27 protein-coding genes are annotated in these 26151 nt (G+C 68.1%); 13 read left to right on the top strand and 14 right to left on the bottom strand.

All coding sequences use genetic code 11. The features are described 5' to 3' along the window. The first annotated feature begins 54 nt into the window (after positions 1 to 54). Positions 55 to 606 (top strand): RNA polymerase sigma factor SigC, encoded by a 552-nt coding sequence (gene sigC / locus G6N34_RS17685; RefSeq protein ID WP_234812734.1) that lies wholly within the window; start codon positions 55 to 57, stop codon positions 604 to 606. Between the two features lie 4 nt (positions 607 to 610). On the opposite strand, the gene G6N34_RS17690 is transcribed toward sigC, so the two are convergent. Then, positions 611 to 1042, bottom strand: coding sequence for an MTB12 C-terminal domain-containing protein (locus G6N34_RS17690; protein WP_085150011.1), 432 nt, complete (start codon positions 1040 to 1042; stop codon positions 611 to 613). Between the two features lie 124 nt (positions 1043 to 1166). On the opposite strand from G6N34_RS17690, the gene G6N34_RS17695 reads away from it, so the two are divergent. Next, positions 1167 to 1655, top strand: a complete 489-nt coding sequence (locus tag G6N34_RS17695) for a DUF2834 domain-containing protein (RefSeq protein WP_085149091.1) — start codon at positions 1167 to 1169, stop codon at positions 1653 to 1655. A 12-nt stretch (positions 1656 to 1667) separates the two neighbouring features. Here the strand turns inward: G6N34_RS17695 and G6N34_RS17700 are convergent, their stop codons facing one another. Then, positions 1668 to 2765: a fatty acid desaturase family protein gene (locus tag G6N34_RS17700; RefSeq protein ID WP_085149094.1), complete on the bottom strand. Its 1098-nt coding sequence runs from the start codon at positions 2763 to 2765 to the stop codon at positions 1668 to 1670. 19 nt (positions 2766 to 2784) lie between these two features. Then, positions 2785 to 3873: a flavin reductase family protein gene (locus G6N34_RS17705; protein ID WP_085149097.1), complete on the bottom strand. Its 1089-nt coding sequence runs from the start codon at positions 3871 to 3873 to the stop codon at positions 2785 to 2787. 72 nt (positions 3874 to 3945) lie between these two features. On the opposite strand from G6N34_RS17705, the gene G6N34_RS17710 reads away from it, so the two are divergent. After that, the gene (locus tag G6N34_RS17710; protein WP_085149099.1) at positions 3946 to 4638 is read left to right on the top strand and encodes a TetR family transcriptional regulator; all 693 of its coding nucleotides are present in this window, start codon (positions 3946 to 3948) and stop codon (positions 4636 to 4638) included. On the opposite strand, the gene G6N34_RS17715 is transcribed toward G6N34_RS17710, so the two are convergent. From G6N34_RS17715 to G6N34_RS17725, 3 genes are all read right to left on the bottom strand, one after another. Further along, positions 4592 to 5452, bottom strand: a complete 861-nt coding sequence (locus G6N34_RS17715; RefSeq protein WP_234812780.1) for a pseudouridine synthase — start codon at positions 5450 to 5452, stop codon at positions 4592 to 4594. The genes G6N34_RS17710 and G6N34_RS17715 overlap by 47 nt on opposite strands. 31 nt (positions 5453 to 5483) lie before the next feature. Further along, entirely contained in the window at positions 5484 to 7214 is a 1731-nt protein-coding gene (locus G6N34_RS17720) for a glycerol-3-phosphate dehydrogenase/oxidase (RefSeq protein ID WP_234812735.1), read from the bottom strand. Positions 7215 to 7289: 75 nt separating this feature from the next. Then, entirely contained in the window at positions 7290 to 8705 is a 1416-nt protein-coding gene (locus G6N34_RS17725; RefSeq protein ID WP_085149107.1) for an NAD(P)H-quinone dehydrogenase, read from the bottom strand. A gap of 75 nt (positions 8706 to 8780) precedes the next feature. Between G6N34_RS17725 and G6N34_RS17730 the strand changes: the two genes are divergently transcribed. Continuing rightward, positions 8781 to 9254: a gamma-glutamylcyclotransferase family protein gene (locus tag G6N34_RS17730; RefSeq protein WP_085149109.1), complete on the top strand. Its 474-nt coding sequence runs from the start codon at positions 8781 to 8783 to the stop codon at positions 9252 to 9254. A 555-nt stretch (positions 9255 to 9809) separates the two neighbouring features. On the opposite strand, the gene G6N34_RS17735 is transcribed toward G6N34_RS17730, so the two are convergent. Both G6N34_RS17735 and G6N34_RS17740 read right to left on the bottom strand, forming a co-directional pair. Continuing rightward, entirely contained in the window at positions 9810 to 10979 is a 1170-nt protein-coding gene (locus G6N34_RS17735; protein WP_085149112.1) for an amidohydrolase, read from the bottom strand. Then, a complete protein-coding gene (locus tag G6N34_RS17740; protein ID WP_276061368.1) occupies positions 10976 to 12163 on the bottom strand; it encodes an amidohydrolase in 1188 nt (395 codons plus the stop codon). The genes G6N34_RS17735 and G6N34_RS17740 overlap by 4 nt, the downstream gene beginning before the upstream one ends. A gap of 62 nt (positions 12164 to 12225) precedes the next feature. On the opposite strand from G6N34_RS17740, the gene G6N34_RS17745 reads away from it, so the two are divergent. Beyond that, positions 12226 to 13020 (top strand): purine-nucleoside phosphorylase, encoded by a 795-nt coding sequence (locus G6N34_RS17745; RefSeq protein ID WP_085149115.1) that lies wholly within the window; start codon positions 12226 to 12228, stop codon positions 13018 to 13020. Here G6N34_RS17745 and G6N34_RS17750 read toward each other — a convergent pair. Then, complete coding sequence (locus G6N34_RS17750) at positions 12966 to 14093, bottom strand: AbrB family protein (protein WP_085150015.1); 1128 nt, start codon at positions 14091 to 14093, stop codon at positions 12966 to 12968. The genes G6N34_RS17745 and G6N34_RS17750 overlap by 55 nt on opposite strands. A gap of 137 nt (positions 14094 to 14230) precedes the next feature. Here G6N34_RS17750 and G6N34_RS17755 point away from each other — a divergent pair, with 137 nt between their 5' ends. Together G6N34_RS17755 and G6N34_RS17760 are read left to right on the top strand one after the other, a co-directional pair. Next, a complete protein-coding gene (locus G6N34_RS17755; RefSeq protein WP_234812781.1) occupies positions 14231 to 14635 on the top strand; it encodes a MarR family winged helix-turn-helix transcriptional regulator in 405 nt (134 codons plus the stop codon). Next, entirely contained in the window at positions 14629 to 16155 is a 1527-nt protein-coding gene (locus G6N34_RS17760; protein ID WP_085149121.1) for a phospho-sugar mutase, read from the top strand. Before G6N34_RS17755 ends, G6N34_RS17760 begins: the two co-directional genes overlap by 7 nt. 3 nt (positions 16156 to 16158) lie before the next feature. Here G6N34_RS17760 and upp read toward each other — a convergent pair whose 3' ends face one another. Further along, a complete protein-coding gene (gene upp / locus G6N34_RS17765) occupies positions 16159 to 16782 on the bottom strand; it encodes a uracil phosphoribosyltransferase (RefSeq protein WP_085149124.1) in 624 nt (207 codons plus the stop codon). Between the two features lie 11 nt (positions 16783 to 16793). Then, complete coding sequence (locus G6N34_RS17770) at positions 16794 to 17201, bottom strand: hypothetical protein (protein ID WP_133057712.1); 408 nt, start codon at positions 17199 to 17201, stop codon at positions 16794 to 16796. Between the two features lie 94 nt (positions 17202 to 17295). Between G6N34_RS17770 and satS the strand changes: the two genes are divergently transcribed. Further along, a complete protein-coding gene (satS, locus tag G6N34_RS17775) occupies positions 17296 to 18555 on the top strand; it encodes a protein export chaperone SatS (RefSeq protein WP_085149130.1) in 1260 nt (419 codons plus the stop codon). A 1-nt stretch (position 18556) separates the two neighbouring features. On the opposite strand, the gene G6N34_RS17780 is transcribed toward satS, so the two are convergent. Genes G6N34_RS17780 through G6N34_RS17790 form a run of 3 tightly spaced genes read right to left on the bottom strand, consistent with a single transcriptional unit; the run spans position 18557 to position 21362 of the window. After that, complete coding sequence (locus tag G6N34_RS17780; protein WP_085149132.1) at positions 18557 to 19663, bottom strand: adenosine deaminase; 1107 nt, start codon at positions 19661 to 19663, stop codon at positions 18557 to 18559. Next, positions 19660 to 20961 carry a thymidine phosphorylase gene (locus G6N34_RS17785; RefSeq protein ID WP_085149135.1) on the bottom strand — a complete coding sequence of 434 codons (1302 nt, stop codon included), beginning with the start codon at positions 20959 to 20961 and terminating at the stop codon, positions 19660 to 19662. The genes G6N34_RS17780 and G6N34_RS17785 overlap by 4 nt, the downstream gene beginning before the upstream one ends. After that, on the bottom strand, positions 20958 to 21362 hold the full coding sequence (locus G6N34_RS17790) for a cytidine deaminase (RefSeq protein ID WP_085149138.1): 405 nt from the start codon (positions 21360 to 21362) through the stop codon (positions 20958 to 20960). Before G6N34_RS17790 ends, G6N34_RS17785 begins: the two co-directional genes overlap by 4 nt. A 225-nt stretch (positions 21363 to 21587) precedes the next feature. Here G6N34_RS17790 and sdhC point away from each other — a divergent pair, with 225 nt between their 5' ends. The 5 genes from sdhC to G6N34_RS17815 all read left to right on the top strand — a co-directional run bounded on the left by sdhC (position 21588) and on the right by G6N34_RS17815 (position 26133). Further along, positions 21588 to 22004: a succinate dehydrogenase, cytochrome b556 subunit gene (gene sdhC, locus G6N34_RS17795; protein ID WP_085149141.1), complete on the top strand. Its 417-nt coding sequence runs from the start codon at positions 21588 to 21590 to the stop codon at positions 22002 to 22004. Then, positions 22001 to 22453 carry a succinate dehydrogenase hydrophobic membrane anchor subunit gene (locus tag G6N34_RS17800; RefSeq protein ID WP_085149144.1) on the top strand — a complete coding sequence of 151 codons (453 nt, stop codon included), beginning with the start codon at positions 22001 to 22003 and terminating at the stop codon, positions 22451 to 22453. The genes sdhC and G6N34_RS17800 overlap by 4 nt, the downstream gene beginning before the upstream one ends. A 22-nt stretch (positions 22454 to 22475) precedes the next feature. Continuing rightward, a complete protein-coding gene (gene sdhA / locus G6N34_RS17805) occupies positions 22476 to 24230 on the top strand; it encodes a succinate dehydrogenase flavoprotein subunit (RefSeq protein ID WP_085149146.1) in 1755 nt (584 codons plus the stop codon). Continuing rightward, a complete protein-coding gene (locus G6N34_RS17810) occupies positions 24230 to 25006 on the top strand; it encodes a succinate dehydrogenase iron-sulfur subunit (protein WP_085149149.1) in 777 nt (258 codons plus the stop codon). The genes sdhA and G6N34_RS17810 overlap by 1 nt, the downstream gene beginning before the upstream one ends. Positions 25007 to 25224: 218 nt before the next feature. Next, complete coding sequence (locus tag G6N34_RS17815; RefSeq protein WP_085149152.1) at positions 25225 to 26133, top strand: type IV toxin-antitoxin system AbiEi family antitoxin; 909 nt, start codon at positions 25225 to 25227, stop codon at positions 26131 to 26133. Positions 26134 to 26151: the final 18 nt, after the last annotated feature.

Raw genomic sequence — 26151 nt, forward strand, 5'->3', positions numbered from 1 at the left:
CGGCCAGGGGCCGAGATGAGTTCCGGGTCGGCGTCGAATATTCTCGTTGCCGTGATGTCCGCCGACGATGACCAGGTTACCGCCTTGGCGTTGGCGGCCGGTCGAGGCGATCGTGACGCCCTGGACCGCTTCATCCGGCTCACCCAGCATGATGTCCTGCGCACGGTGGTCTACCTCGGTGACGACGCCGGTGTAGCCGAGGACCTCACGCAGGAGACGTTCCTGCGGGCGCTGTCCGCGCTGCCCCGATTCGCTGGCCGGTCGTCGGCGCGCACGTGGCTGCTGTCGATCGCGCGTCGCGTCGTCGTCGACCACATCCGGCACAAGCAGTGCCGCCCGCGCTCACACGGCTCCGCTGACGTCGAGAGCGTCCTCGAGGCGCGACGCCCGCTCGCGGGGTTCGAGAATCTCGTCGAGATCCAGATGCTGCTCGACGGCCTCGACGAGGACCGCAGGCATGCACTGCTGCTGACGCAGGTGCTGGGCCTGTCCTATGCCGAAGCCGCCGAGGTGTGCGGATGCCCGGTGGGCACGATCCGGTCGCGTGTGGCGCGGGCCCGCGAGGACCTCATAGCCGCCACCGCACGCCGTGACCTGACGGGCTGACCCGCTAGACCGTGCAGTCGGTGCCCGCGACCTGGGTGGCGATCACGCACGCCGACGCGTTCGACAGCTTCCACGTGCCGCCGTCGTTGACCCAGAAGATGTTGTGGGTCTTCGTGCCCATGATCGGGACCGTCACCGCGAGCTGCGCGTCGAGCTGCTCGCCGTGCAGTTCCGGGTTCTGCACGCGCCACGAGAACATCGACTTGTAGCGGTCGAGCTGGCCGGCGATGTTGTTCGCGGTCGGCACGGCGGACTGCCCGCCCTGCAGACCCGCGGCGCGCTCGGCGTCCGGGGTCGAGGTGTTCAGCACGCGCTGCAACTGCGAGGTCAACGCGTCGGCGCTGGGCACCGGTGGAGTCGGCGCGGCTACGGCCACCGCGGTCCCAGTCACTGCCCCCGCAACCAACACCGTCATCGCAACCAACGCCGCACGCATGTTCCGCCACCTTTCGCCCTGGAAAATCGTCGGCTCACCAAACCATCTGGACACCTCGCCCACAAGACCTACGTGTTATGTCAAAAGTGACAAAACAAGGCTCGGATCTGGCGATACTGGGCGCATGGTCTCGCTACTTGTTCATCTGATTCTCGGTGCGGCAGTGATCGCCTGGATTGTCCGGGCCAACCCCAAGGTCTTCTCCCGGGTGCCAGGCGGTCCCCTGTTCTCGGCGATGGAGATCACCTTCTATGTGATCGGTGTCGCCTCGATTGCGCTGGGCTACTGGTTCAACCACCAGTTCGTCGCGCAGTACGCCGTGGAGGGCGGCAACCCGATCTGGGGCGAGGGCAGTTGGCAGCAGTTCATCGCACTGGGCTACACCAATCCGGCGGCGGCCTCGGCCAGCCAGGACTACACGATCATCAACGTGATCCTGTTGCCGCTGTTCACCATTGCCGACGGATTGCGGCGCGGGATCAAGCACCCGTGGCTGTTCTTCGTCTCCAGCCTGTTCACCAGTTGCGCATTCGCCTACGCGTTCTACTTCGCGACCGTGGAACGGCAGCACCGGCAGGAGAACGCGCAGGCGCTTGCGCCAAGCGTGGGCTGAGGCGCAGAAGGCTCAGCTCGGCAACGCCAACCGGAAGATCTTGCGCACCACCGAGGCGAACTGTTTGGGCAGCGGTCCGGAGTTGTACGGAATCCCGTAGCGCTGGCAGATGTCCTGCACCGCGGGCGCGATCTCGGCGTAGCGGTGCGCGGGCAGGTCCGGGAACAGATGGTGCTCGATCTGGAAGGACAGGTTGCCGCTGAGGATGTGGAACAGCCTGCCGCCGGTCAGGTTCGCCGACCCGAGAATCTGCCGGAAGTACCACTGCCCGCGGGTTTCGGCTTTGGTCTCCTCCACGGTGAATTCCTGTGTGCCCTCGGGGAAGTGACCGCAGAAGATGATCATGTACGCCCACACGTTGCGCATCAGGTTGGCCGACATGTTGCCGGCGAACACCAGCGGCGCGAACGGCCCGGCCAACAGCGGGAAGGCCACGTAGTCCTTGAGGGTCTGCTTACTGGTCTTGGCCCAGATCTCACGCAGCACTTCGCGCTTGTCGGCCACGGAGATCTCGCCGGACCGGATCCGCTCGGTTTCGAGTTCGTGCAGTGCCACCCCGTACTGGAACAGCACCATGAGCAGGAATGCGTACACCGGGTTGCCCAGGAAGTACGGGCTCCACTTCTGGTCCTCGCTCATCCGCAGGATGCCGTAACCGATGTCTCGGTCCATGCCCACAATGTTGGTGTAGGTGTGGTGCATGTAGTTGTGCGAATGCCGCCACTGGTCGGCCGGGCAGGCGGTGTCCCACTCGAACACCTGGCCCTTGAGGGCGGGGTCGCCCATCCAGTCGTACTGACCGTGCATCACGTTGTGCCCGATCTCCATGTTGTCGATGATCTTCGACAACCCGAGCATCGCGGTGCCGAGGGGCCACAGCGGCGGCAGGAACAGCATTGCGCGGCCGCCGATCTCGAATCCGCGCTGGAACTTGACCATCCGGCGGATGTAGTCGGCGTCGCGATCGCCGAGGTCGGCGATCACCTTCTCCTTGATGGCGTCGAGTTCGCGGCCGAACGCCTCGACCTGGTCGGGGGTCAGCCGCACGGTCTTGCCGTTGACGGCCTTCTCGAGAACTCGGTCGGCGGTGGGATCGATGGCGGTGGTCATGATGAGACTCCTTGTCGCTCTACAGCGCGATGTCGACGTCACCGACGGGAACGGTGACGCAGATCTGCACGTCCTCGTCGTCGGCGGTCGAGACCGCTCCGGTGGTCAGGTTCTTCACAGCACCGCGGGTCTTGCGCCGGGTGCAGCTGTGGCAGATGCCCATTCGGCATCCACTTTCGGGGTTCAGGCCCGCGTCCTCGGCCTGCTGGAGCAGCGACCGGCCGTCGTCCTCGACGGCGACGCCGCTCTGCGCGAACGTGATCCGGCCGCCGGAGGCCTCGCCTGCGACGACGGGTGTCGGCGGGACGAAGCTCTCGAAGCGTGCGGTCGGGTGGTGCTCGCGCACGGCCTCGACGAGTGCCGGCGGGCCACAGACATAGACCGCGTCCGGATCGGGCATGGCCGTGGTGAGGTGCTCGGCACGCATGTGCCCGTCGAGGTCACCCCCGCCACTGCGGGTGTAGCCGCGCAGCACCCGCACCCGCCCGGCGGCGTCGAGTTCACGGCGGTAGCAGAGGTCCTCCGGTCCACGCGCGTAGTGCACGAACGCGACCTCTCCCGCGAAGCCGCGACCCTGCAGGGTGCGCAGCATCGACATGACGGGTGTGATGCCGCTGCCGCCGGACACCAGGAGCACACGGCGCGTGTCGTTGTCGTCGGGGGTGAAGTCGAGCGTGAAGTCGCCGGCCGGGGCGCCGAGTCCGACGACCATGCCGGGCTGGGCACTGCGGTACAGGAACTCCGAGACCGTGCCGCCGTCGTGGCGGCCGACAGTGAGTTCGATGAGTCCGGCGCCCTCGGCGTTGGCGGGTGAGTAGCACCGGGTGTGTCGACGGCCGTCGACCTCGACGGTCACGGGCACGTACTGCCCGGCACGGAATGTGGCGAACAACTGTTCGCCCAGCGGGTTGGGTTGCAGGGTCAGGGTGATGCTGCGTGGCGTCTGCCGGCGGACGGCGAGCACCGTGGCGCGGGCCTCTCGCTCTGTCCACGCAGGATCCAGCAGCTCGGTGTAGGCGTCGACGCCGTGCGGGCCCGTGAGCAGGTTCAGCAGCGGTGACCGCAGAACTCGCTGGGCCAGGCGCGGCGCAAGCGTTTCGGTGAACATGTGTACACCGTGCGCCTGTCACCCCCGAGACGTCAATGGAATGAACCCGCTTTGTGGTATGTTTCACATTCAGTGAACAGTCGTACGCCCAGATCGCATTCGTCCAGGTCGGGACGCTCGCGGGACTCTCGATCGAGCGAATCGGTCAGCCGCCTGGAGCGCAAGGAGGCCACCCGGCGGGCCATCGTGGACGCCGCTCTCAAACTGCTGGCCGAGGACAGTTTCAGCGCACTGAGCCTGCGCGAAGTCGCCCGCGAGGCAGGCATCGCGCCGACGGCGTTCTATCGACACTTCGAGTCGATGGAGGCACTCGGCCTGGTGCTGATCGACGAGTCGTTCCGGTCGATGCGCGACATGCTCCGGGGCGCGCGAGCGGGCAAGCTGGACCCCACCCGGGTGATCGACTCGTCGGTCGAGATCCTGGTCGCCGGCGTCAACGAACGCCCCGAGCACTGGCGGTTCATCTCCCGGGAGCGCAACAGCGGCGTGACCGTGCTGCGCTACGCGATCCGCACCGAGATTCGACTGCTGACGTCCGAGTTGGCCATCGACCTGGCCCGCTTCCCCGGCCTGCGGTCGTGGAGCGCCGAGGACCTCAACCTGCTGGCCAACCTGATCGTCAACGCGATGATCTCGATCGCCGAGGCCATCGACGACGCCTCCGACGCCGCGGCCGTAGAGGAGATCCGCCAGACCGCGGTCAAGCAGTTGCGCATGATCATCGTGGGAGTGGTGGGCTGGCGCAGCCAGGAGCCCGAGCGCTGACGAACCGGCGCCGCTCGCCGGTCAGGGGATCGTCGAACTCCAGGCTGTGCGAGACCAGCTGCAGGGGTGTTGAAAAATCTTCCGGAGCAACATCTTTGACCTCGGGATACAACGAGTCACCCGAGATCGGCAGTCCAATCGAGGCCATGTGCACCCGCAGCTGGTGAGTCCGTCCCGTGCGTGGAGTGAGCCGGTACAGCCCCTCCCCCAGGTGCTCGATCAGTGTCTCGGCGTTGGGCTCGCCGTCCTCCTCGTAGGCCTGTAACCTGCTGCGCTCTTTGATGATCCGACTGGACAGGGTCATCGGAAACGTCAGCGCTGGGTCGACCCCCGCACGGGCCAGGTAGACCTTGCTCACCTCGCCGCGCGCGAAGAGGGTCTGATATGCGCCCCGAATCTCCCTTCGCGCGGTGAACAACAGCACCCCGGCCGTGAGTCGGTCCAGGCGATGCGCGGGGCTCAGTTCCGGCAGGTCGAGTTCGCGACGAAGGCGCACCAGCGCGGTCTGGGCGACGTGGCCGCCGCGTGGCATCGTGGCCAGAAAGTGCGGTTTGTCGACCACCACGATGTCGTCGTCACGGTGCAGGATCGGCATCGCGAACGGCACCTCGACCTCGGCGGGAAGGTCCCGGTACAGGTACACGAACGCCCCCGGCGGAAGCACGGTTCCGGCGGTCACCACGGTGCCGTCGGCATCGACCACCTCACCCGCGAGCACCTTGGCCGCAGCGTCCTCACCGAACCGGTCGGCCAACTCGACGAGCACCGCACCGCCGCGCAGACGGACCCGCGCGGGTCCGAGGCCGTCGCGCACCGGCAGCGGCGCGGGCCTGCGTCGGCGCCCGCTAGTTGAGCGGGACTGGTTCGAGGATTTCGGCACGGGCCTCGGGTGCGGCGGCCCGCAGGGCGTCCGCGGATTCGTCATCGGGTTGGGCCTGCGAAAGCACCTCGGCCTCGACGCGGGCGGTGTACGTCGCAACTTCACGGTCGACGTCCTCGGGACTCCAACCGAGCACCGGCGCAACGACTTCGGCCACCTCGCGGGCGCAGTCCACGCCGCGGTGCGGGTATTCGATCGAGATGCGCATGCGCCGGGCCAGGATGTCCTCGAGGTGCAGCGCCCCCTCGGCGGCCGCGGCGTACGCCGCCTCCACCTTGAGGTAGACCGGCGCCTCCGCGATGGGCTCGAGGAGTTCTGGATCATCGGCGGCCAGGGCCAGCACCTCATCGATCAGCGACCCGTATCGATCGAGCAGATGCCGAATCCGGTACGGGTGCAGGCCATACCGCGCGCCGACGTGCTCGGTCTGATTCACCAGCGCGAAATACCCGTCGGCCCCGAGCAGTGGCACCTTCTCGGTGATGGACGGGGCGACCCGGGCCGGGGTGTACTGCGCGGCGGCATCGATGGCGTCGGCGGCCATCACGCGATAGGTGGTGTACTTGCCGCCCGCGATGGCCACCAGGCCCGGTGCCGGTGAAGCCACGGCATGTTCACGCGACAGCTTGGACGTCTCCTCGCTCTCCCCCGCCAGCAGGGGACGAAGCCCGGCGTACACACCGTCGATGTCGGCGTGTGTCAGGGGTGTGGCCAGGACATCGTTGACGCGGTCGAGGATGTAGTCGATGTCCGCCTTGGTGGCCGCGGGATGCGCCAGGTCGAGGTTCCAGTCGGTGTCGGTGGTGCCGATGATCCAGTGCGTGCCCCAGGGGATGACGAACAGCACCGACTTCTCGGTGCGAAGGATGATCGCGACCTCGCTGACGATGCGGTCCCGCGGCACCACCACGTGCACGCCTTTGGACGCCCGCACCCGGAATCGGCCGCGCTGCTTGGACAATGCCTGGATCTCGTCGGTCCACACGCCGGTGGCATTCACCGTCACGTGCCCGCGCACCTCGGTGACCTCGCCGTCCTCGGAGTCCCGAATGCGTACCCCGACCACGCGATCACCCTCACGCAGCAGCGACACCACCTGCGTCGAAGTCCGCACCACCGCCCCGTAATGGGCGGCCGTACGGGCCACGGTCATGGTGTGCCGGGCGTCGTCGACCACGGTGTCGTAGTAGCGGATGCCACCGATCAGTGAGCTGCGCTTGAGCCCCGGCGCCAGGCGAAGCGCGCTGGCCTTGGTCAGATGCTTCTGGGCGGGAACCGATTTCGCGCCGCCGAGCTGGTCGTACAGGAAGATTCCGGCTGCCACGTACGGGCGTTCCCACCATCGGTTGGTCAACGGGAACAGGAACGGCAGCGGTTTGACGAGGTGCGGCGCCAGCGTGGTCAGCGACAGCTCCCGCTCATGCAGGGCCTCCCGCACCAGTCCGAATTCCAGCTGCTCGAGGTAGCGCAGCCCGCCGTGGAACATCTTCGAACTGCGGCTGGACGTCCCCGAGGCGAAGTCTCGCGCCTCGACCAGGGCGACCCGCAGCCCGCGGGTCGCCGCGTCCAATGCCGCACCCGCCCCAACGATGCCACCGCCGATGACGACGACATCGAACTGCTCGGATCCCAGGCGTTCCCACGCTCGGGCCCGGTGGGCAGGGTTCAAGAAGGCTTCCGAACCCCGGTCGCTCACGCGCACTCCTCGCTCGTTGGCAGTACCGGCCCCAGCGTACGTGGACGGCGCGCCGCTCGCGGCCCGCTCGAGGGATCAGTCCAGGTCGTCGTGGGCCATCAGTCGGCGGGCCGCCTCGACGATTGACCCCGACAGCGACGGGTACACCGACAGCGTCTGCGCCAGGTCGGTGACCGAGATCCGGTTCTGCACCGCCAACGCGATCGGCAGGATCAGTTCGGAGGCGATCGGTGCCACCACGACCCCACCGATCACCACGCCGGTGGCCGGCCGGCAGAAGATCTTGACGAAGCCGTGCCGCAGCAGCGACATCTTGGCCCGCGCGTTGGTGCTCAGCGGCAGCATGAGGGTGCGGGCGGGCACGCTGCCGTCATCGATCGACTTCTGCGGGATGCCGACGGCCGCGATCTCGGGCCGGGTGAACGTCGCGGAGGCGACGGTGCGGAGCCGGATCGGTGAAACACCCTCGCCGAGTGCGTGATACATCGCGATGCGGCCCTGCATGGCGGCCACGGAGGCCAGCGGCAGCAGGCCCGTGCAGTCCCCGGCCGCATAGATGTTGGGCGCGGGCGTACGCGACACGCGGTCGACCGGAATGTAGCCGCCGGGGTTGAGTTCGACGCCGAGGCGCTCGAGCCCCAGCTCCGCGGTGTTGGGCACCGAGCCGACCGTCATCAACGCGTGGCTGCCTTCGACGACTCGGCCGTCGGCCATCGCGATCCGGACCCCGGTCTCGGTGCGCGTGACCGAGTTGGCGCGCGCGTTCTTCACCAGGGTCACACCGCGTTCGGCGAACACCTGCTCGAGCGCCGCGGCGGCGTCGCTGTCCTCGTGCGGCAGGATCTGATCCCGGCTGGCCACCACCGTGACGGTGACGCCGAGTTCGGTGTAGGCGTTGCAGAATTCTGCGCCGGTCACGCCCGACCCGACGATGACGAGGTGCTCCGGAAGCTCCTTGAGGTCATACAACTGACGCCAGGTCAGAATCCGTTCGCCGTCGGGGACGGCGTGCGGCAGCACGCGGGGGCTGGCACCCGTCGCGATGAGCACGACGTCGGCCTTGAGCACCGCGATCCGACCGTCCGACGTGGTGACCCGGATGCGGTGATGCGCCATCCCCGGCACGTCGTCGACGAGTTCGCCGCGTCCGCCGATGATCGTCACACCATGGGCCAGGAGTTGGCTGCCGATGTCGGCCGACTGCGACGCCGCCAGCGTCTTGGCGCGATTGTTGATCTGCGAGAGCGAGATCTTGGCGTCGTCGATTCCGATGTCGAAGCCCATGCCCTCGGCGCGGCGCAGTTCGGTGCGCACACCGGTCGAGGCGATGAAGGTCTTGGACGGGACGCAGTCGTACAGCACGCAGGCGCCGCCGAGGCCCTCGGAATCGACCACCGTCACCTGGGCGACGTCGCGCCCCCGACTGGCGGCGACCAACGCCGCCTCGTAGCCGGCCGGCCCACCGCCGATGATCACGATGCGAGTCACCACGGTGTTCAACCTAGTTCACCCCCTACGGGGACGATGCGAGGCGCCAGACAAGTTGGCTGCGTCTAAGCTTTCCCCGTGCCGCTCTACGCCGCCTATGGGTCCAACATGCATCCAGAGCAGATGCTGCAGCGCGCGCCGCACTCGCCGATGGCGGGCACGGGTTGGCTGCACGGTTGGCGACTCACGTTCGGCGGCGAGGACATCGGCTGGGAGGGCGCGCTGGCCACGGTCGTCGAGGACCCCGATTCGAAGGTCTTCGTCGTGCTCTACGACATGACCAAAGAGGACGAGGCGAACCTCGATCGCTGGGAGGGCGCCGAACTCGGCGTCCACAAGAAGATCCGCTGCCGCGTGCACCGCGAGTCCTCGGACACCACGACGGACCCTGTCCTGGCCTGGCTGTATGTGGTCGACGCGTGGGAGGGCGGAATTCCGTCGGCCCGCTACCTCGGCGTGATGTCCGAGGCCGCCGAGATCGCGGGTGCACCCGCCGACTACGTCCACGACCTGCGCACCCGCCCGGCAAGCAACATCGGCCCCGGCACGTAGCCACCGGCTCCACAGGCAGACACGCCGTCCAGCCCAAATCGACGCTGCCGTCAGTTCGGTCTGGCCGGTGCCGCAGAGTCTCCTGTCGCGCCAGTCCTCTCCACGAGCGCGTAACCGCGTACGGGGTTTCCGACTGAAATCTGTACGTGGTTGCGCGCTGGTATGACGCGGCGCATCTCCTCACACTCGGGTCGTGGCGTGGCCCGGTTCACCCCATACTCCCGCCAGGAAACAAAGATACTTTGCTGTTCGTGCACGGTTGTTAGTGTTACGCACGCTAAAGGTTCTTTTAGTTCCACCGATGACATTGCTAACTACAGGGTGGGGAACCTTGATCACCGCGGGAGGTCAGGGATGAGCACCGAGCGGTCGTTCGCGATCTCGAACAAGCTGCAGGACCGCCTGCATGACCTGGTGCCCGGCACGACAGGCGTTCTCGGTCTACCGGCAGGCGGTGGACGCGGGCACCACTGAGGGCCTGCTGCGCGGTGGGGCCGTCGCACCCGCGATACGGCGACGCGCTGCGCCCCGCCGCCTCTGACGTCTGACCGGCAGCTAGAACGCCGCGCACTGCTCCACGATGTTGGACATCACGCGCACCCCCACGGCCAGCGCACGCTCGTCGAGGTCGAAAGTCGGCTGATGCAGATCCAACTGGGGTCCGCGCCCACCCCACACGCCCAGTCGCGCCATCGCGCCCGGAATCTCCTCCAGATACCAGGAGAAGTCCTCGCCGCCGCCGGACTGCCGGGTGTCGGCCAGCACATCGGGGCCGACGGCCTCGATCGCATGCGTCATGATCCGAGTCGAGAGTTCCTCGTTGACCACGGGCGGGACGCCGCGCCGGTACTGCAGCGTGTGCTCGATGCCCAGCGGCGCCAGCAGTCCCGCGATCGTTTCGGAGACCAGATTCTCCATCTCGACCCAGGTTTCGCGACTCGCGGTGCGGACCGTGCCGGCCAGCGTGCCCGTCTGCGGGATCGCGTTGGCGGCGACCCCGGCGTTGACGGCACCCCAGACCATCACGGTGCTGTTGCGCGGGTCGACGCGGCGGGACAGCACGCCGGGCAGACCGGTGATGAGCGTGCCGAGGCCGTACACCAGATCACCGGTCAGGTGCGGTCGCGACGTGTGCCCGCCCGCGGAGTGCAGCGTGATCTCGAGCCAGTCGGCGGCCGAGGTGATGGGGCCGGGTTTGATGGCGACCCGGCCCACCGCGAGTCGGGGATCGCAGTGCAGCGCAAAGATTCTCGACACCCCGGTGAGCGCGCCCGCGGCGATCGCGTCGATCGCGCCGCCCGGCATCAACTCCTCGGCGGGCTGGAACAGCAGTCGCACACCCACCGGCAGTTCTGCGGCCGAGGCCAACGCAAGGCCCGTGCCCATCAGGATCGCGGTATGCGCGTCGTGTCCACACGCGTGAGCCACGTTGGGCACGGTCGAGGAGTACTCCGCACCTGTGCGTTCGGCCATCGGCAGGGCGTCCATGTCGGCGCGCAGCGCGATGCGCGGCCGATGCTCGGGGCCGATGTCGCATGTCAGCCCCGTGCCTCCGGGCAGCACCTTGGGGTTGAGTCCCGCGTCGGCCAACCGTTCGGCGACGTACTGCGTGGTGGCGTGCTCCTGCCGGCCGAGTTCGGGGTAACGATGGATGTGCCTGCGCCACTCGACGAGGTCGTCGCAGTTGGCGGCCAACCAGGATTCGGCGATGTCGGCGACGCTCATGAGGCCCGCCGTTCAGCCAGGCCCGCAACCCGGTCCCGCTCGGCCGGTGTCTCGGCGAGAGCGACGACGGTGCGCGCCAACATGATCGCGCCGTCGATGACCGCGGCGTCTCCGGCCGGGCCCGCCGCGGCTTCGGCGAAGCCGGGCTGATGGACCGAGGCGCCGTTCGCCTCGACCCCCACCACCGGGTGAATGCCGGGCAGCAGTTGCGTGACGTTGCCCATGTCGGTGCTGCCCAAGGGCAACGCGGCCTCCAGTTCAGCGGGCACCGGCGCACGACCCAGGCGCAGCATCTCGGATCGGAAGGTCTGGGACAGCCACGGGTCCGGCGTCAACTCCTGATAGATCGGCGACACCGACTCCACCCGGTGCTGACATCCGGTCGCCAGGGCTCCAGCGGCGAAACAACCCGCCATCTTCTCCTCCAGGGCATGCAATGCCGCAGTGTCGTTGGCGCGCATGGTGTATCTCATCGACGCGTGCCGGGGCACCACATTGGGTGCCTGTCCGCCGTCGGTGACGATGCCGTGCATCATCTGACCGGGAAACAGGTGCTGGCGCAGGAGTCCGACCGCGACCTGTGCGACCGTGACCGCGTCGGCGGCGTTCACCCCGAGGAACGGCGCGACGGCGGCGTGCGCCTCCTTGCCGGTGTAGCTGACGTTGACCTCCGAGAGCGCCAGCGACCGCGCGGCGGCGATGTCGACGGGCCCGGGGTGCATCATGACGGCCGCGGCGACGTCGTCGAACGCGCCCGCCTCCATCATCAGGACCTTGCCACCGCCGGCCTCCTCGGCCGGGGTGCCGAGCAGCACCACGGTCAGATTCAGTGCGTCGGCCACCTCGGCCAGCGCCAGCGCGGCACCGACGGCCGAGGCCGCGATGATGTTGTGCCCGCATGCGTGCCCGAGTTCGGGCAGGGCGTCGTACTCGGCGCACACTCCCACCACAAGGTCGCCGCTGCCGAACGAGGCCCGGAACGCGGTGTCCAGGCCGGCAACGGGCACCACCTCGAAGCCGCGCTCGGCGACCAGGGCCTGCGTCTTGGCGCGGCTGCGGTGCTCGTGGAACGCCAGTTCCGGTTCGGCGTGAATGGAGTGCGAAAGCTCGATGAGGTCGCCACGGACCCGCGCCACGGTGTGCTCGACGCCGTCGGCGAACGAGGAGTGCGACACACCGGCCATCCCTGCAGTATCTCACCGTCAGTCTCCGACGCATCCGCGGCCAACCGGTAGCCTCACCGACTGTGACAAGCCCGGCGGCGCTGGCCGCTCACGCCGCGTCCGCCATCGCCGATCGCACCGGGGTGGCGCGCCACGATGTCGCGGTCGTGCTGGGCTCGGGATGGGCGCCCGCCGCTGCGGCGCTGGGCCGGGCCGAGGCCGAGGTGCCGATGGCCGATCTGCCCGGTTTCACGCCGCCCAGCGCGCAGGGACATGGCGGAACCCTGCTGTCGGTCCAGGTGGGTGCCAGGCGTGTGTTGGTGTTCCTCGGCCGCATCCACGCCTACGAGGGCCACGACCTTCGACATGTCGTGCACCCGATCCGCACGGCGTGTGCGGCCGGGGTGGGCACCGTCGTGCTGACCAACGCCGCCGGCGGCCTCCGCAGCGAGTACGCCGTGGGCCAACCCGTGCTGATCAGCGACCACCTGAACCTGACCGCGCGGTCGCCATTGGCCGGCGCCGAGTTCGTCGATCTCGTCGACGCCTACTCGCCCGCGCTGCGGCGGGTTGCCCGCGAGATCGATCCGACGCTCGCCGAGGGCGTCTACGCCGGGTTGCCGGGACCGCACTACGAGACGCCCGCCGAGATCAGGATGCTGCGCACCCTCGGTGCCGATCTGGTCGGGATGTCGACGGTGCACGAGACGATTGCGGCGCGGGCTGCGGGCGCCGACGTGTTGGCGTTCTCACTGGTGACCAACCTTGCGGCCGGGATGACGGGTGAACCGTTGTCGCATGCCGAGGTGCTCGAGGCGGGCCGTCAGTCCGCGACCGCGATGGGATCCCTGCTGTCTGCGGTGATCTCCCGGCTCTGACGGGTGAACCGCCGCTGCAGGGCGACGATGCCGCGCGCGAGCACCGGGGCGGCGAACAGCATCACGAGAATCCGCAGCACCTGGGCCGCGACGATGAACGTGACGTTCGAACCGGTCTCGACCGCGGTGGCCAGCACGGCGTACACACCGCCCGGGCTGGTCGCCAGGTAGCCCTCCAGCGCCGACATGCCCGTGACGTGGGCCAACAGCACACCCAGGCCAGCGGTCGCGACGGTCAGCGCCACGATGAGGCCCACCGCCAGCGGCATCGCGCGGCCGATCGCCTTGAGAGACTGGCGTGTGAAGGCCAACCCCGCCTGCCACCCGATCACGGCGTAGGAGACCTGCACCAGGACGGTCGGCACCGCCAGGCCCAGCGACCACCCGGCCAGTTCGAGCACCACGGTGAGGGCCATGGGCACCAGCAGACCCGAACCCGGTATCCGGGCCACGCGGCCCAGCGCGATGCCGACGGCGGCGATGACGGCGATGAGCGCGACGCTGAGGTACCAGGGTGCGGCCTCGTCATGGACCAGCGTCGCGGGGTGCGAGCGGTCGGGGGCGAAGATCAGGGTCACGACGATCGGCATCGAGGCGGTGACGAGTCCGACGCGCAGGTACTGCACCACCGCGACCACCCGGTCGTCGCCGCCGAGGTCACGCGCGATGGCCACCAGTCCCGAGGCGCCACCCGCAACCAGGGCAAGCGCTCCGGTCAATGGGCTGATCTCGCGGTGCAGGCCCATCAGGACCCCGGCAGCGGCGCTGATCAGCAGCGTCGCGACCACGACCACCACGACGATGGGCCAGTGCGGTGCGAGCGCGCCCAAGGAGTCAGGGGCCACCATCGTGCCGATGTAGACGCCGAGGATGCCCTGCGCGGCGACGCCGGTACCGCGGGGCACGCGGGTGGGGGCCACCGCGGTGAGCGCAAGCACGATGCCGACCACCAGAGCCGCGAACAGCGCGGCGGACGGGACGTGCACGGCGGACAGGCCGACAGAGACGACGACGGTGACCAGGATGAGCAGCAACCAGCGCCCGAACTGTATGAAGCGGTCTCGCCCTCCCATGATTTCCAAGTATGCCCTTTCCTCTTTTGCCCTTCAAGCGGGATACATGCCGAAAAACACCAAGGCTTCCCTTCGCATTCCACTACCATGGCTTTGTGTTCTCCGACATTTCCGCCACTGAACTGCGCGAATCCGTGATGGCCCTGGCGCGGCAGATGCGCCGCCACCGCCCCGACACCGGACTGACGCTGTCTCAACTTGAGGTGTTGGGCGAGATCAGTCGCGCGGGCGAGATCTCCCCCGCCGAACTCGGCGCACGTCTGCATGTGCGGGCCCAGTCGCTGACCGACAGCATCAATGACCTCGAGGCGCGGGAACTCCTGTCCCGTCGCCCCGATCCCGGCGATCGCCGCCGTCAACTCCTCGAGATCACCGCCGAGGGCGTCGCACTGCTCGAAGGCGACCGGGCGCAACGCGACGAGTGGCTCAACGCGGCCATGCGCGCCAACCTCACCGAACTCGAGACCGACCTGTTGATGCTGGTCGCCCCGATCCTGCGCAAGCTGGCCGACACCGAGAAGGCACAATCAGGCCCATGCTGACCTTCGGCACCGCAGGACTGCGCGGGCCCATGCAGGCGGGCCCCGACGGGATGAACGTGGCGACCGTGACGACTGCGACCTGGGCCGTGGCGAAGGTGCTCAAAGACCGTTGCCTCGGCGGTTCGACGGTCGTGGTCGGTCGCGACGCGCGCCACCACTCCGCGGAGTTCGCCCTTGCCACCGCGGAGGTGTTCGCCGCGCAGGGATTCTCGATCGTGCTGCTCCCTGATCCGCTGCCCACTCCGGTGCTGGCATTCGCGGTGCGCCGATTGGGTGCGGCCTGCGGCGTGCAGATCACCGCGTCGCACAATCCGGCTGCCGACAACGGCTACAAGGTCTACTTCGACGGCGGCGTTCAGATCGTGTCACCGACCGACCGCGAGATCGAGGCCGCAATCGGCGTCGCACCCCCGGTCGCCGACATCCCTCGAGTCGAGGTGTCCCCCACCGACACCGAACTCGTCGAGCACTACATCGAACGGGCCGCGTCGGTGGCACAGCACCACGGCGGGCTTCGCATCGCGCTGACGGCCCTGCACGGCGTGGGCGGCGGCACCGCACTGGCGGCCCTGCACCGGGCGGGCTTCGACGACGTCCACCTCGTCGCCGAGCAGTTCAATCCGGACCCGGACTTCCCGACGGTCGCGTTCCCCAACCCCGAGGAACCCGGCGCCTGCGATGCGCTCCTGGCTCTGGCCGAGACCGTCGGCGCCGATCTGGCGATCGCACTGGATCCCGACGCCGACCGCTGCGCACTCGGGGTGCCGACCGCCGACGGGTGGCGCATGCTCTCCGGCGACGAAACCGGTTGGCTGCTGGGCGATCACATCCTGTCCGCGCTCGGCGCCGACGAGGCGCCGTCCAGCCTCGTCGCCAGCACCGTGGTCTCCTCACGCCTGCTGGCGGCCATCGCGGCCGACCACGGCGCGACCCACGTGGAGACCCTGACCGGATTCAAATGGCTGGCCCGCGCCGATGCCGGCGGCTCCGGGCAGCGTCTGGTCTACGCCTACGAGGAGGCCATCGGCCACTGCGTGGACCCCGAGGCGGTGCGAGACAAGGACGGCATCAGCGCCGCGGTGCTGGCGTGCGCCATGGTCTCCGAACTGAAGGCCCAAAACCGTTCTGTGCCGGGTGAATTGGATCGACTCGCGCGCCGCCACGGCGTGCACGTCACGTCCGCGGTGTCGCTGCGGGTCACCGACGCGCCCGGCGCGATGAGCAGACTGCGCGGCGGACCACCGGCCGAACTGGCCGGAATCACCGTCGCCTGCACGGATCTGGCGCAGCTTCGGGGCAACCGCCGCACCGACGCGCTGGTGTTCACCGGCGCGGCCGACGAGGCGACCGTGCGCATGGTGGTGCGCCCGTCAGGCACCGAACCCAAACTCAAGTTCTATTTCGAGGTCGCCTGCCCGCCCGCCGACGATGTCGCGGCGGCGCGTGCGGTCGCCGGCGCGCGGTGCGACATGTTGCTGGCCCAGGCGCGCGAACTCGGCGAGGCCCTGCTGCGGGATTGAGACTCAGCGCGGGCCGAACTGCCGGTCCCCGGCATCGCCGAGTCCCGGGACGATGTAGGCGATCTCGTTGAGGCCCTCGTCGATCGTCGCAGTGAACAGCCGGGCGTTGGGCGCGGCCTCACCGATCGCCGACACGCCCTGCGGTGCGGCGACCACGCACACCACGGTGATGTCGACCGCGCCACGGGCCTGCAGCAGGGCCAGCGTGTGCACCATCGAGCCACCGGTGGCCAGCATCGGGTCGAGCACCATGACGGGCTGCGCGCTCAGATCCTCGGGCAGCGACTCCAGATACGGCGTCGGCTGATGCGTCTCCTCGTCGCGGGCCACCCCGACGAAGCCCACACGGGCCTCCGGGATCAGTGCGTGGGCCTGATCGACCATCCCCAGCCCGGCGCGCAGCACCGGCACCAGCAGGGGCGGCGCCGCCAGGCGGGAGCCCGTGGTCTCCGTGATAGGCGTCCGCACCGTGAGCTCCTCACGGCGCGCGTCCCGGGTGGCCTCGTAGACCAGCATCAGCGTCAGGTCACGAAGCGCCGAGCGGAATCCGGCGTTGTCGGTCCGCTCGTCGCGCAGTGTGGTCAACCGCGCGGCGGCCAGGGGGTGATCGATGACCCGCACATCCATAGCCGCAAACCCTAATGTCCTGAGTCGGCGCGCGGGCGGATGAAACGCAACGCCGCCGCGCCGAGCACCAGCACGGTGAGCGGCGGGCAGACCCACAGCAGGGTCATGAACACCGGACTGCGCGGCGACCCGCTCAACGACAGCCCGAGCGTGACGACGAACAGCGCCGCGACCGACACCGAGACCACGACGGTGATGGCGACCGCGACGACCGTCGACACCACCACGCCGTACCGCAGAATCCCGGTGACCAGCAGCGCCAGCAGCGGCACCGCGACATAGGCGGCCACCGTCCACGTCAACTGCCCGTAGGTGAACGACTCCAGCGCCGGGCGCAGTACCAGCAGCCAGGACAGCGCCGCAGCCACCACGCCGAACGCGGCGAGGCGGCCTGAATACACCTTCCCGAAAGCCTCCATCGGGCCATCGTGCCGCATCGTCAAGTCCGACATCGACGCGCCGTGGGGACACTGCCCGACCAAGGCAGGGGGTGACCTCGTTATCCTGTGCCGCATGGCTGCTGAGCTTGTCCCGATCCGCCTTGGCCTCACCGCGGGCGACCTGTACACCCTGTGGGCCCCACGCTGGCGGGACGCCGGCGACGAATGGGAGGCCTTCCTGGGCTCAGGTGACGATCTGTACGCCTTCGAAAGCGTCGAGGATCTGGTCGCATTCGTGCGCAGCGGCGCCGAGAACGACCTGTCCGACCACCCGGCGTGGCAGAAGATCACCGAGGCCAACGCGCACAAGCTGACGCCGGCCGAGGACCGTCAGTTCGACCTCATCGCCGTGGCGGAACTGGTCGTGGAGAAGCCCACCGAGGACGGCGTGAACACGCTGGCCCGCACACTGGCCGTGGTGTCGTCGCTCGGATCGGTCTGCGAGCTGCCGTCGGTGACCAAGTTCTTCAACGGCAACCCGACGCTGTCGGGTGTCAACGGCGGCATCGACGAGTTCTCCGGCAAGGCTGGGTTGAAGCGGTGGAACAACATCGCCGCGATCGTCGGGCGCAACTGGGACAAGGTGATCGCCTCCATCGACGAGATCGTCACCACGCCCGAGGTCGACGAGAAGCTGGCCAAGCTGGCCGCCGCCGAACTGGCCGGACCCGCGCCTGAGGATGACGACGACGAGATCCTCGAGACCGACGCCGCCGCGCTGGACTCCGACTCCGGTGAGGACGAGGACGACGAGCGCGCCGCCGACGACGACTTCGTCCTCGCCCACGAGGAGGACTTCTGGCTCAAGGTCGGCATCGACCCGATCCGCGTCATGACCACCGGCGGCACGTTCTACACGCTGCGCTGCTACCTCGGCGAGCGTCCGGTGTTCCTCGGCCGTAACGGCCGCATCAGCGTGTTCAGTTCGGAGCGGGCCCTGGCGCGCTACCTGGCTGACGACCACGACCATGACCTGTCGGACCTGAGCACCTACGACGACATCAGGACCGCGGCCACCGACGGCTCCCTCGACATCGACATCACCGAGGAGAACATCTACGTTCTGACCGGTCTGGCCGACGACATCGCCGACGGTCCCGACGCGGTCGACCGCGACCAGCTGGAACTCGCGGTGGAGTTCCTGCGTGATGTCGGCGACTACTCCGAGGAGGACACCGTCGACAAGGCGCTGGCCGCCGACAGCGCGCTGGGCAGGTTCGCGGCCTACGTGCTCGACGAGTCCTCGGCCAAGCCCAAGGGCCCCTACACCGATGCGGCCTCGCAGTTGGAGTCGCTGGAACGGTTCGTCGAGACGCGCCTGCGCCGCGAGTGACTCACCCGATCAGGACCGCATAGCGCGGCTTGATCACCTCGTCGATGATCGCCAGGCGTTCGTCGAACGGGAGGAACGCGGACTTCATCGCGTTGATGGTGAACCGTTCGAGGTCGCTCCACCCGTACCCGAACGCCTCCACCAAGCGCAGCATCTCCTGGCTCATCGTGGTGTCGCTCATCAGGCGGTTGTCGGTGTTGACCGTGACGCGGAACCGCAGTCGCGCCAGCATGTCGAACGGGTGCTCGGCGATCGAGCGCGCGGCCCCGGTCTGCACGTTGGACGACGGGCACATCTCCAGCGGGATGCGCTTGTCCCGCACGATCGACGCCACCCGGCCCAGGTGGTGGGTGCCGTCCGGACGCTCCTCGATGTCGTCGACGAGACGGACCCCGTGCCCCAGCCTGTCGGCGCCGCAGAACGCCAGCGCCTCGTGGATGGACGGCAGCCCGAACGCCTCACCCGCGTGAATCGTGAAGCGTGCGTTGTTGTTCCGCATGTACTCGAACGCGTCGAGGTGACGGGTGGGCGGATAGCCGGCCTCGGCCCCGGCGATGTCGAAGCCCACGACGCCCTTGTCCCGGAACCGGATCGCGAGTTCGGCGATCTCCCGGGACCGCGCCGCGTGCCGCATCGCGGTGACCAGACAACGCACCACGATCGGGCGGCCGGCGGCGGCCGCGGCCTTCTCGCCGTCGGCGAATCCGGCCAGCACCGCATCGACCACGTCGTCGAGTGACAGACCGTTGTCGATGTGCAGCTCGGGCGCGAACCGGACCTCGGCGTAGACCACGGAGTCCTGTGCGAGGTCCTCGACGCACTCGTAGGCGACGCGGTGCAGCGCCTCTGGGGTCTGCATCACCGCGACGGTGTGGGCGAACGGTTCCAGGTAGCGCTCGAGTGACCCACTGTGCGCCGCGGTGCGGAACCACGCCGCCAGCGTGTCCAAGTCGGTGGCGGGCAGGTCGTCGTAGCCGATCGAACCGGCGATGTCGAGCACCGTGGCGGGCCGGAGGCCGCCGTCGAGATGGTCGTGCAGCAGTGCCTTCGGGGCCTGCTGGATCACCTGCAGGTCCTGCGGTCCGGTCGGTGTCGGCGGTGTCGTCATGAGCTCATCCGTTCAATGATCAGGGGACGAGACGGCGGTGCAGACTGGCCAATACTCCAGGCACCGGTCAGTTCGGCCATCGCTGGCGCGAATCGGTTCGGGGTGTCGGTGTAGAGCGTGAAGACGGCCTCGCCCGCGGCCACGGGCTCCCCCGGCCTGCGATGGATTCTGATGCCGGCACCAGCCTGCACGCGCTCACCCGGACGTGAGCGACCCGCTCCGAGTCGCCACACCGCCATCCCCACCGCCAACGCGTCGATGTCCCCCATTGTGCCGCTCACCGGTGCTGTCACGGTCTCGGAATGAGCTGCCACCGGCAGGGGCTGGCTCAGATCGCCGCCCTGGGCCGCGATGATGGCCCGGAAGCTGTCCATCGCGGTGCCGTCGCGCAGGGAGTCGGCGGGGTCGCGCGCGTCGAGACCGGCCAGCGTGAGCATCTCCGCGGCCAACTGCAGCGTCAGTTCGACGACGTCGGGTGGGCCGCCGCCGGCGAGCACCTCCAGCGATTCGGCGACCTCGACGGCGTTGCCGACCGTGCGACCCAGCGGCACCGCCATGTCGGTCAGCAGCGCGCGGGTGGGGACGCCGTGTGCGCGGCCGAGATCGACCATGGTCTGCGCCAGGGCGACCGATTCCGCGGGGTCCTTCAGGAATGCACCGGAGCCGACTTTGACGTCGAGCACGAGCCCGTCAGCGCCCTCCGCGAGCTTCTTGCTCATGATCGAACTCGCGATCAGCGGCAGCGATTCCGTCGTGGCGGTGACGTCGCGCAGCGCGTAGATCTTGCGGTCGGCCGGCGCGAGGTCGCCCGCCGCGAAGATCGCCGCCCCCACCTCGGTCAACTGGGCCCGCACGCGGTCCTTGCCGATCTCGGCCGAGAAGCCCGGGATCGACTCGAGCTTGTCGAGCGTGCCGCCGGTGTGGCCCAGGCCGCGACCGGCGGCCTGCGGGACCGCGGCACCGCACGCGGCGACCACGGGCACCAGCGGGATCGTGAGCTTGTCGCCGACCCCGCCGGTCGAGTGCTTGTCCACCAACCGCAGAGGCTGCCCGTCGCGTCGCAGGTCGGCGAAATCCAGTCGCTCGCCGGAGGCGATCATCGCGGCGGTCCACCGCGCGATCTCGTCGCGGTCCATCCCGCGCAGGAAGATCGCCATGAGCAGCGCGGCCATCTGCTCGTCACCGACGTCACCACGGGTGTAGGCGTCGATCACCCAGTCGATGGCCGCATCGGACAGTCGCCCGCCGTCGCGTTTGGTGCGGATGACCGTCGGTGCGTCGAAGCTGAATTCGGTCATGCCGGCCCTCGGTCGAGGTCGTGCGGACCGAATGCGTCGGGCAGCAGTTCCGACAGCGGTTTCGGCCCGGCCGGGTGGTCGATCAGCATCGTGGGCCCGCCGTGCTCGAGGAGCACCTGACGGCAGCGTCCGCAGGGCATCAGCAGGTCGCCGTCGCCAGCCACGCAGACCAGCGCGCGCAGTCTTCCCCCACCGGTCGCGAAGAGGGCGCAGACCACAGCGCACTCGGCGCAGAGACCTAGGCCATATGAGACATTCTCCACATTGCAGCCGGTCACAAATCGGTCATCGTCGACCAGCGCGGCCGCGCCCACCGGGAACCCCGAATACGGGGCGTAGGCGTGCGTCGAAGCGCTTATTGCTTTGTCCCGCAACAGTTTCCAGTCAATGTCACCGCTCATGTGATCGCCGCCTCATCAAGTCTGAATCCATTCCGAAAACCCCGCCCACACGCCCCATATCCACAAAGGTCACCCTAACTTTCGATGCGATTTCGGCTCTCACCCCTTTCCGGAAATTCGGTCGTTGCTGAGAATGGGATTAGAGTCCACCCGACGGTTTCCAGACACCGCCACGCTGGGGTAACGACTGGCCCCTGGCGTCCACCGAAGGCGTTGGAGGCGCAGATGACGACAGCGGCCCCGGTCGAACCGGCGCAGAAACACAAGCCGCGCCGTCGCACCCTGTATCGCGGAGACCCCGGCATGTGGTCGTGGGTTCTTCACCGCATCACGGGCGCGACCATCTTCTTCTTCTTGCTCGTGCACGTGCTCGACACTGCACTGGTCCGCGTCAGCCCGCAGGCCTACAACGAAGTCATCGAGACCTACAAGACCCCGATCGTCGGGCTCATGGAGGTCGGCCTGGTGGCCGCGGTGCTGTTCCACGCGTTGAACGGCATCCGCGTAATCCTCGTCGACTTCTGGTCCGAAGGCCCCCGCCATCAGCGCAAGATGCTGGTCGGCGTGGGTGTCGTCTGGTTGCTGGTGATGGTTCCCGCACTTGTGGTGCTGGGTATGCACATGGCGGAGAGGTTCCTGTGAGCAGCGCAGAGCGGCCGATAGCCCCGGTCCTGGAGAAGAGCTACGACCGCCCCGCCGGTTTGGACAACCCGCGTGCCCCGCGTCGGCGCGCTGGCATGCCCAACTTCGAGAAGTACGCATGGCTGTTCATGCGCTTCTCGGGCATCGTGCTGGTGTTCCTGGCGCTCGGCCACCTGTTCATCATGCTGATGTGGCAGAACGGCGTGTACCGGATCGACTTCAACTACGTCGCCGAGCGCTGGGCGTCGCCGTTCTGGCAGACCTGGGACCTGCTGCTGCTGTGGCTGGCCCAGCTGCACGGCGGCAACGGCATGCGCACGATCATCGGCGACTACACCCGCAAGGACTCCACCAAGTTCTGGCTTAACACGCTGTTGGCGCTGTCGATGATCTTCACGCTGGTGCTGGGCACCTACGTGCTGCTGACGTTCGACGCGAACATCGCCTGATTTTTCAAGGGAGCCCGCCAAAGTGATTCAAGAGCATCGCTACGACGTGGTCATCGTCGGCGCCGGCGGCGCCGGCATGCGTGCCGCGGTCGAAGCCGGTCCGCGAGCCCGGACCGCCGTGCTGACCAAGCTGTACCCCACCCGCAGCCACACCGGCGCGGCACAGGGCGGCATGTGCGCCGCCCTGGCCAACGTCGAGGACGACAACTGGGAGTGGCATACCTTCGACACCGTCAAGGGCGGCGACTACCTGGCCGACCAGGACGCCGTCGAGATCATGGCCAAGGAGGCCATCGACGCGGTGCTCGACCTCGAGAAGATGGGGATGCCGTTCAACCGCACCCCTGAGGGTCGGATCGACCAGCGTCGCTTCGGCGGCCACACCCGCGATCACGGCAAGGCCCCGGTTCGCCGCGCCTGCTACGCCGCCGACCGCACCGGTCACATGATCCTGCAGACGCTGTACCAAAACTGCGTCAAGCACGACGTGGAGTTCTTCAACGAGTTCTACGCCCTGGACCTGATCCTGACCGAGACGCCGTCGGGCCCCGTCGCCACCGGCATCGTGGCCTACGAACTGGCCACCGGCGACATCCACGTCTTCCACGCCAAGGCGATCGTGTTCGCCACGGGTGGTTCGGGCCGGATGTACAAGACCACCTCCAACGCCCACACCCTGACGGGTGACGGGCTGGGCATCGTGTTCCGCAAGGGACTTCCCCTGGAGGACATGGAGTTCCACCAGTTCCACCCGACAGGGCTGGCGGGTCTGGGCATCCTGATCTCGGAGGCCGTGCGTGGTGAGGGTGGCCGTCTGCTCAACGCCGACGGCGAGCGCTTCATGGAGCGCTACGCGCCCACCATCGTCGACCTGGCACCGCGCGACATCGTCGCCAGGTCCATGGTGCTCGAGGTGCTCGAGGGCCGCGGCGCCGGACCGAACAAGGACTACGTCTACATCGACGTCCGTCACCTCGGCGAGGACGTGCTGGAGGCCAAGCTTCCCGACATCACCGAGTTCGCCCGCACCTACCTGGGCGTGGACCCGGTCAAGGAACTGGTGCCGGTCTACCCGACCTGCCACTACGTCATGGGCGGCATCCCGACGACGGTGACCGGACAGGTGTTGCGCGACAACAACAACACCGTGCCGGGCCTGTACGCCGCGGGCGAGTGCGCATGCGTCTCAGTGCACGGCGCCAACCGCCTGGGCACCAACTCGCTGCTGGACATCAACGTCTTCGGGCGCCGCGCCGGCATCGCCGCCGCGGAGTACGCGGCCAACCACGACTGGGTGGACCTGCCCTCGGAGCCCGCGGGGATGGTGACCGAATGGGTCTCCGACATCCTCTCCGAGCACGGCAACGAGCGCGTCGCCGACATCCGTGGTGCGCTGCAGCAGTCGATGGACAACAACGCCGCGGTGTTCCGCACGGAGGAGACGCTGAAGCAGGCGCTCACCGACATCCACGCGCTCAAGGAGCGTTACTCGCGAATCACCGTGCACGACAAGGGCAAGCGTTTCAACAGCGACCTGCTCGAGGCCATCGAGCTGGGCTTCCTGCTGGAATTGGCGGAGGTCACCGTGGTCGGTGCGTTGAACCGCAAGGAGTCCCGCGGCGGACACGCCCGCGAGGATTACCCCAACCGCGACGACACCAACTACCTGCGCCACACCATGGCCTATAAGGAGGGCGGCGACCTGCTCTCCGACATCCGCCTGGACTACAAGCCGGTGGTCCAGACCCGTTATGAGCCGATGGAGCGGAAGTACTGATGACTGCTGTTCTCGACAAGCGCGCCGATCCCACTCTGCCGCCCGTGCCGGAGGGTGCGGTGATGGTGACGCTGAAGATCGCCCGGTTCAACCCGGAGAACCCCGACGCGGCCGGCTTCCAGAGCTTCCGGGTCCCGTGCCTGCCGTCCGATCGGCTGCTGAACCTGCTGATCTATGTGAAGAGCTACCTCGACGGCACGCTGACGTTCCGCCGCTCGTGCGCGCACGGCGTGTGCGGCTCGGACGCCATGCGGATCAACGGCGTCAACCGGTTGGCCTGCAAGGTGCTGATGCGCGACATGCTGCCGAAGAAGGCCAGCAAGCAGCTGACCATCACCATCGAGCCCATCCGCGGCCTGCCGGTCGAGAAGGACCTCGTGGTGAACATGGAGCCCTTCTTCGACGCCTACCGCGCCGTCAAGCCGTTCCTCATCACCAGCGGCAATGCGCCGACGCGCGAGCGCATCCAGAGCCAGACCGACCGGGCTCGCTACGACGACACCACCAAGTGCATCCTGTGCGCCTGCTGCACCACGAGCTGCCCGGTGTTCTGGAACGAGGGTTCGTACTTCGGGCCGGCCGCGATCGTCAACGCGCACCGGTTCATCTTCGACTCGCGTGACGAGGCCGCCGCCGAGCGCCTCGACATCCTCAACGAGGTGGACGGTGTGTGGCGCTGCCGCACGACGTTCAACTGCACCGAGGCCTGCCCGCGTGGCATCGAGGTGACCAAGGCGATCCAGGAGGTCAAGCGCGCACTGATGTTCGCGCGCTAGTTTTCTTCTTCCCGCCGAGCGCGCACTCAGGTACGGGTGCGCGCTCGCGGCGTTTGTGGGGCAAGCCGGGTCCCACCCGCCCGCCGCTTTTACGTCCAGCTCGCAGCCACGTACGCATTTCGGGCCGAAAACCGTACGCAGTTGCAAGCTCGCGGGTTGTCCGCAGGCACGAACACGGGTGAATACCGCAAAACCGACATGCACCCGAGTATTACGGCGTGTTCACCGACCTCCCATTCGAACTGCTGCAGATCTTCGCCCGTCAGGGCAGCGTCGCCACGTTCGCACAGTTGGAACAGCACCTGGGCCGCCGAACTCTCCAGCGTCACATCAGAAACGGCGTGCTGGTGAAGATCTGGCCCAACATCTACTGCTGGGGACAGCCCACCCAGGACATCAGGCTCAACGGCCTGAACCTTCGATGTGGCGAACCGGTGGCCATCTGCCTGGGCACGGCGGCCGCGGCATACGAGTTCGACACCGAGAACACCACCGACCTACACGTGCTTCACCCAATACGCGCCCACCTGCGGACCACAGAAGGACTGATGGTGCATCACCGCGGCGGCGCACCGCTGACCACACACCTGGGGCGCTATGCGACGGCCCCGGCGTGGACGGCCGTGGAGGTCGCGCGCACCCTCCTGCGCCCACGAGCGCTCGCCACCCTCGATGCTGCACTGCGCACCCAGACCTGCACCGTCGACGATCTGCTGGAGGCCGCGCAACAGCAGGCCAAGCGCAAACACATCCGCATGGCGCGTGAGCTTATCCCTCTGGCCCGCCCGGAGGCGGAGTCCCCGATGGAGAGCGAAGCACGGCTGGTGATGCATGACGCAGGACTGCCCGAACCGAAGCTACAGTACTCGGTGATCGACCACGAAAACCGCTTCTGGCGTTTGGATTTCGCGTGGCCGGACCAAATGTTCGCGGTGGAGTACGACGGGTTCGACTGGCACAGTTCCCGCGAGCATCTGAAGAAGGACCGACAGAAGCGCGCCGCACTCCAGGAGTTGAAATGGCGCGTCCTGTACGTGGTGGCCAACGACGTCCGCGTCGAACACCAGGCGATGGTCCGCCGCATCGAAACCCAGCTGAGAGCGCCCAACTTGGCCCGGGGAGCGTAACGACGCACTAGTGTCGCG

The organism is Mycolicibacterium confluentis (assembly GCF_010729895.1).
GTDB classification, from domain to species: Bacteria; Actinomycetota; Actinomycetes; order Mycobacteriales; family Mycobacteriaceae; genus Mycobacterium; species Mycobacterium confluentis.

Coding starts and splice junctions, on each gene's coding strand:
- G6N34_RS17780 (WP_085149132.1), bottom strand. CDS start 19,663: ATGACGACACCGCCGACACCGACCGGACCGCAGGACCTGCAGGTGATC.
- sdhC (WP_085149141.1), top strand. CDS start 21,588: ATGACGACAGCGGCCCCGGTCGAACCGGCGCAGAAACACAAGCCGCGC.
- satS (WP_085149130.1), top strand. CDS start 17,296: ATGGCTGCTGAGCTTGTCCCGATCCGCCTTGGCCTCACCGCGGGCGAC.
- G6N34_RS17700 (WP_085149094.1), bottom strand. CDS start 2,765: ATGACCACCGCCATCGATCCCACCGCCGACCGAGTTCTCGAGAAGGCC.
- G6N34_RS17755 (WP_234812781.1), top strand. CDS start 14,231: ATGGCCCTGGCGCGGCAGATGCGCCGCCACCGCCCCGACACCGGACTG.
- G6N34_RS17770 (WP_133057712.1), bottom strand. CDS start 17,201: ATGGAGGCTTTCGGGAAGGTGTATTCAGGCCGCCTCGCCGCGTTCGGC.
- G6N34_RS17750 (WP_085150015.1), bottom strand. CDS start 14,093: ATGGGAGGGCGAGACCGCTTCATACAGTTCGGGCGCTGGTTGCTGCTC.
- G6N34_RS17690 (WP_085150011.1), bottom strand. CDS start 1,042: ATGCGTGCGGCGTTGGTTGCGATGACGGTGTTGGTTGCGGGGGCAGTG.
- upp (WP_085149124.1), bottom strand. CDS start 16,782: ATGGATGTGCGGGTCATCGATCACCCCCTGGCCGCCGCGCGGTTGACC.
- G6N34_RS17760 (WP_085149121.1), top strand. CDS start 14,629: ATGCTGACCTTCGGCACCGCAGGACTGCGCGGGCCCATGCAGGCGGGC.
- G6N34_RS17785 (WP_085149135.1), bottom strand. CDS start 20,961: ATGACCGAATTCAGCTTCGACGCACCGACGGTCATCCGCACCAAACGC.
- G6N34_RS17790 (WP_085149138.1), bottom strand. CDS start 21,362: ATGAGCGGTGACATTGACTGGAAACTGTTGCGGGACAAAGCAATAAGC.
- G6N34_RS17705 (WP_085149097.1), bottom strand. CDS start 3,873: ATGTTCACCGAAACGCTTGCGCCGCGCCTGGCCCAGCGAGTTCTGCGG.
- G6N34_RS17810 (WP_085149149.1), top strand. CDS start 24,230: ATGACTGCTGTTCTCGACAAGCGCGCCGATCCCACTCTGCCGCCCGTG.
- sigC (WP_234812734.1), top strand. CDS start 55: ATGTCCGCCGACGATGACCAGGTTACCGCCTTGGCGTTGGCGGCCGGT.
- G6N34_RS17695 (WP_085149091.1), top strand. CDS start 1,167: ATGGTCTCGCTACTTGTTCATCTGATTCTCGGTGCGGCAGTGATCGCC.
- G6N34_RS17735 (WP_085149112.1), bottom strand. CDS start 10,979: ATGAGCGTCGCCGACATCGCCGAATCCTGGTTGGCCGCCAACTGCGAC.
- G6N34_RS17740 (WP_276061368.1), bottom strand. CDS start 12,163: ATGGCCGGTGTGTCGCACTCCTCGTTCGCCGACGGCGTCGAGCACACC.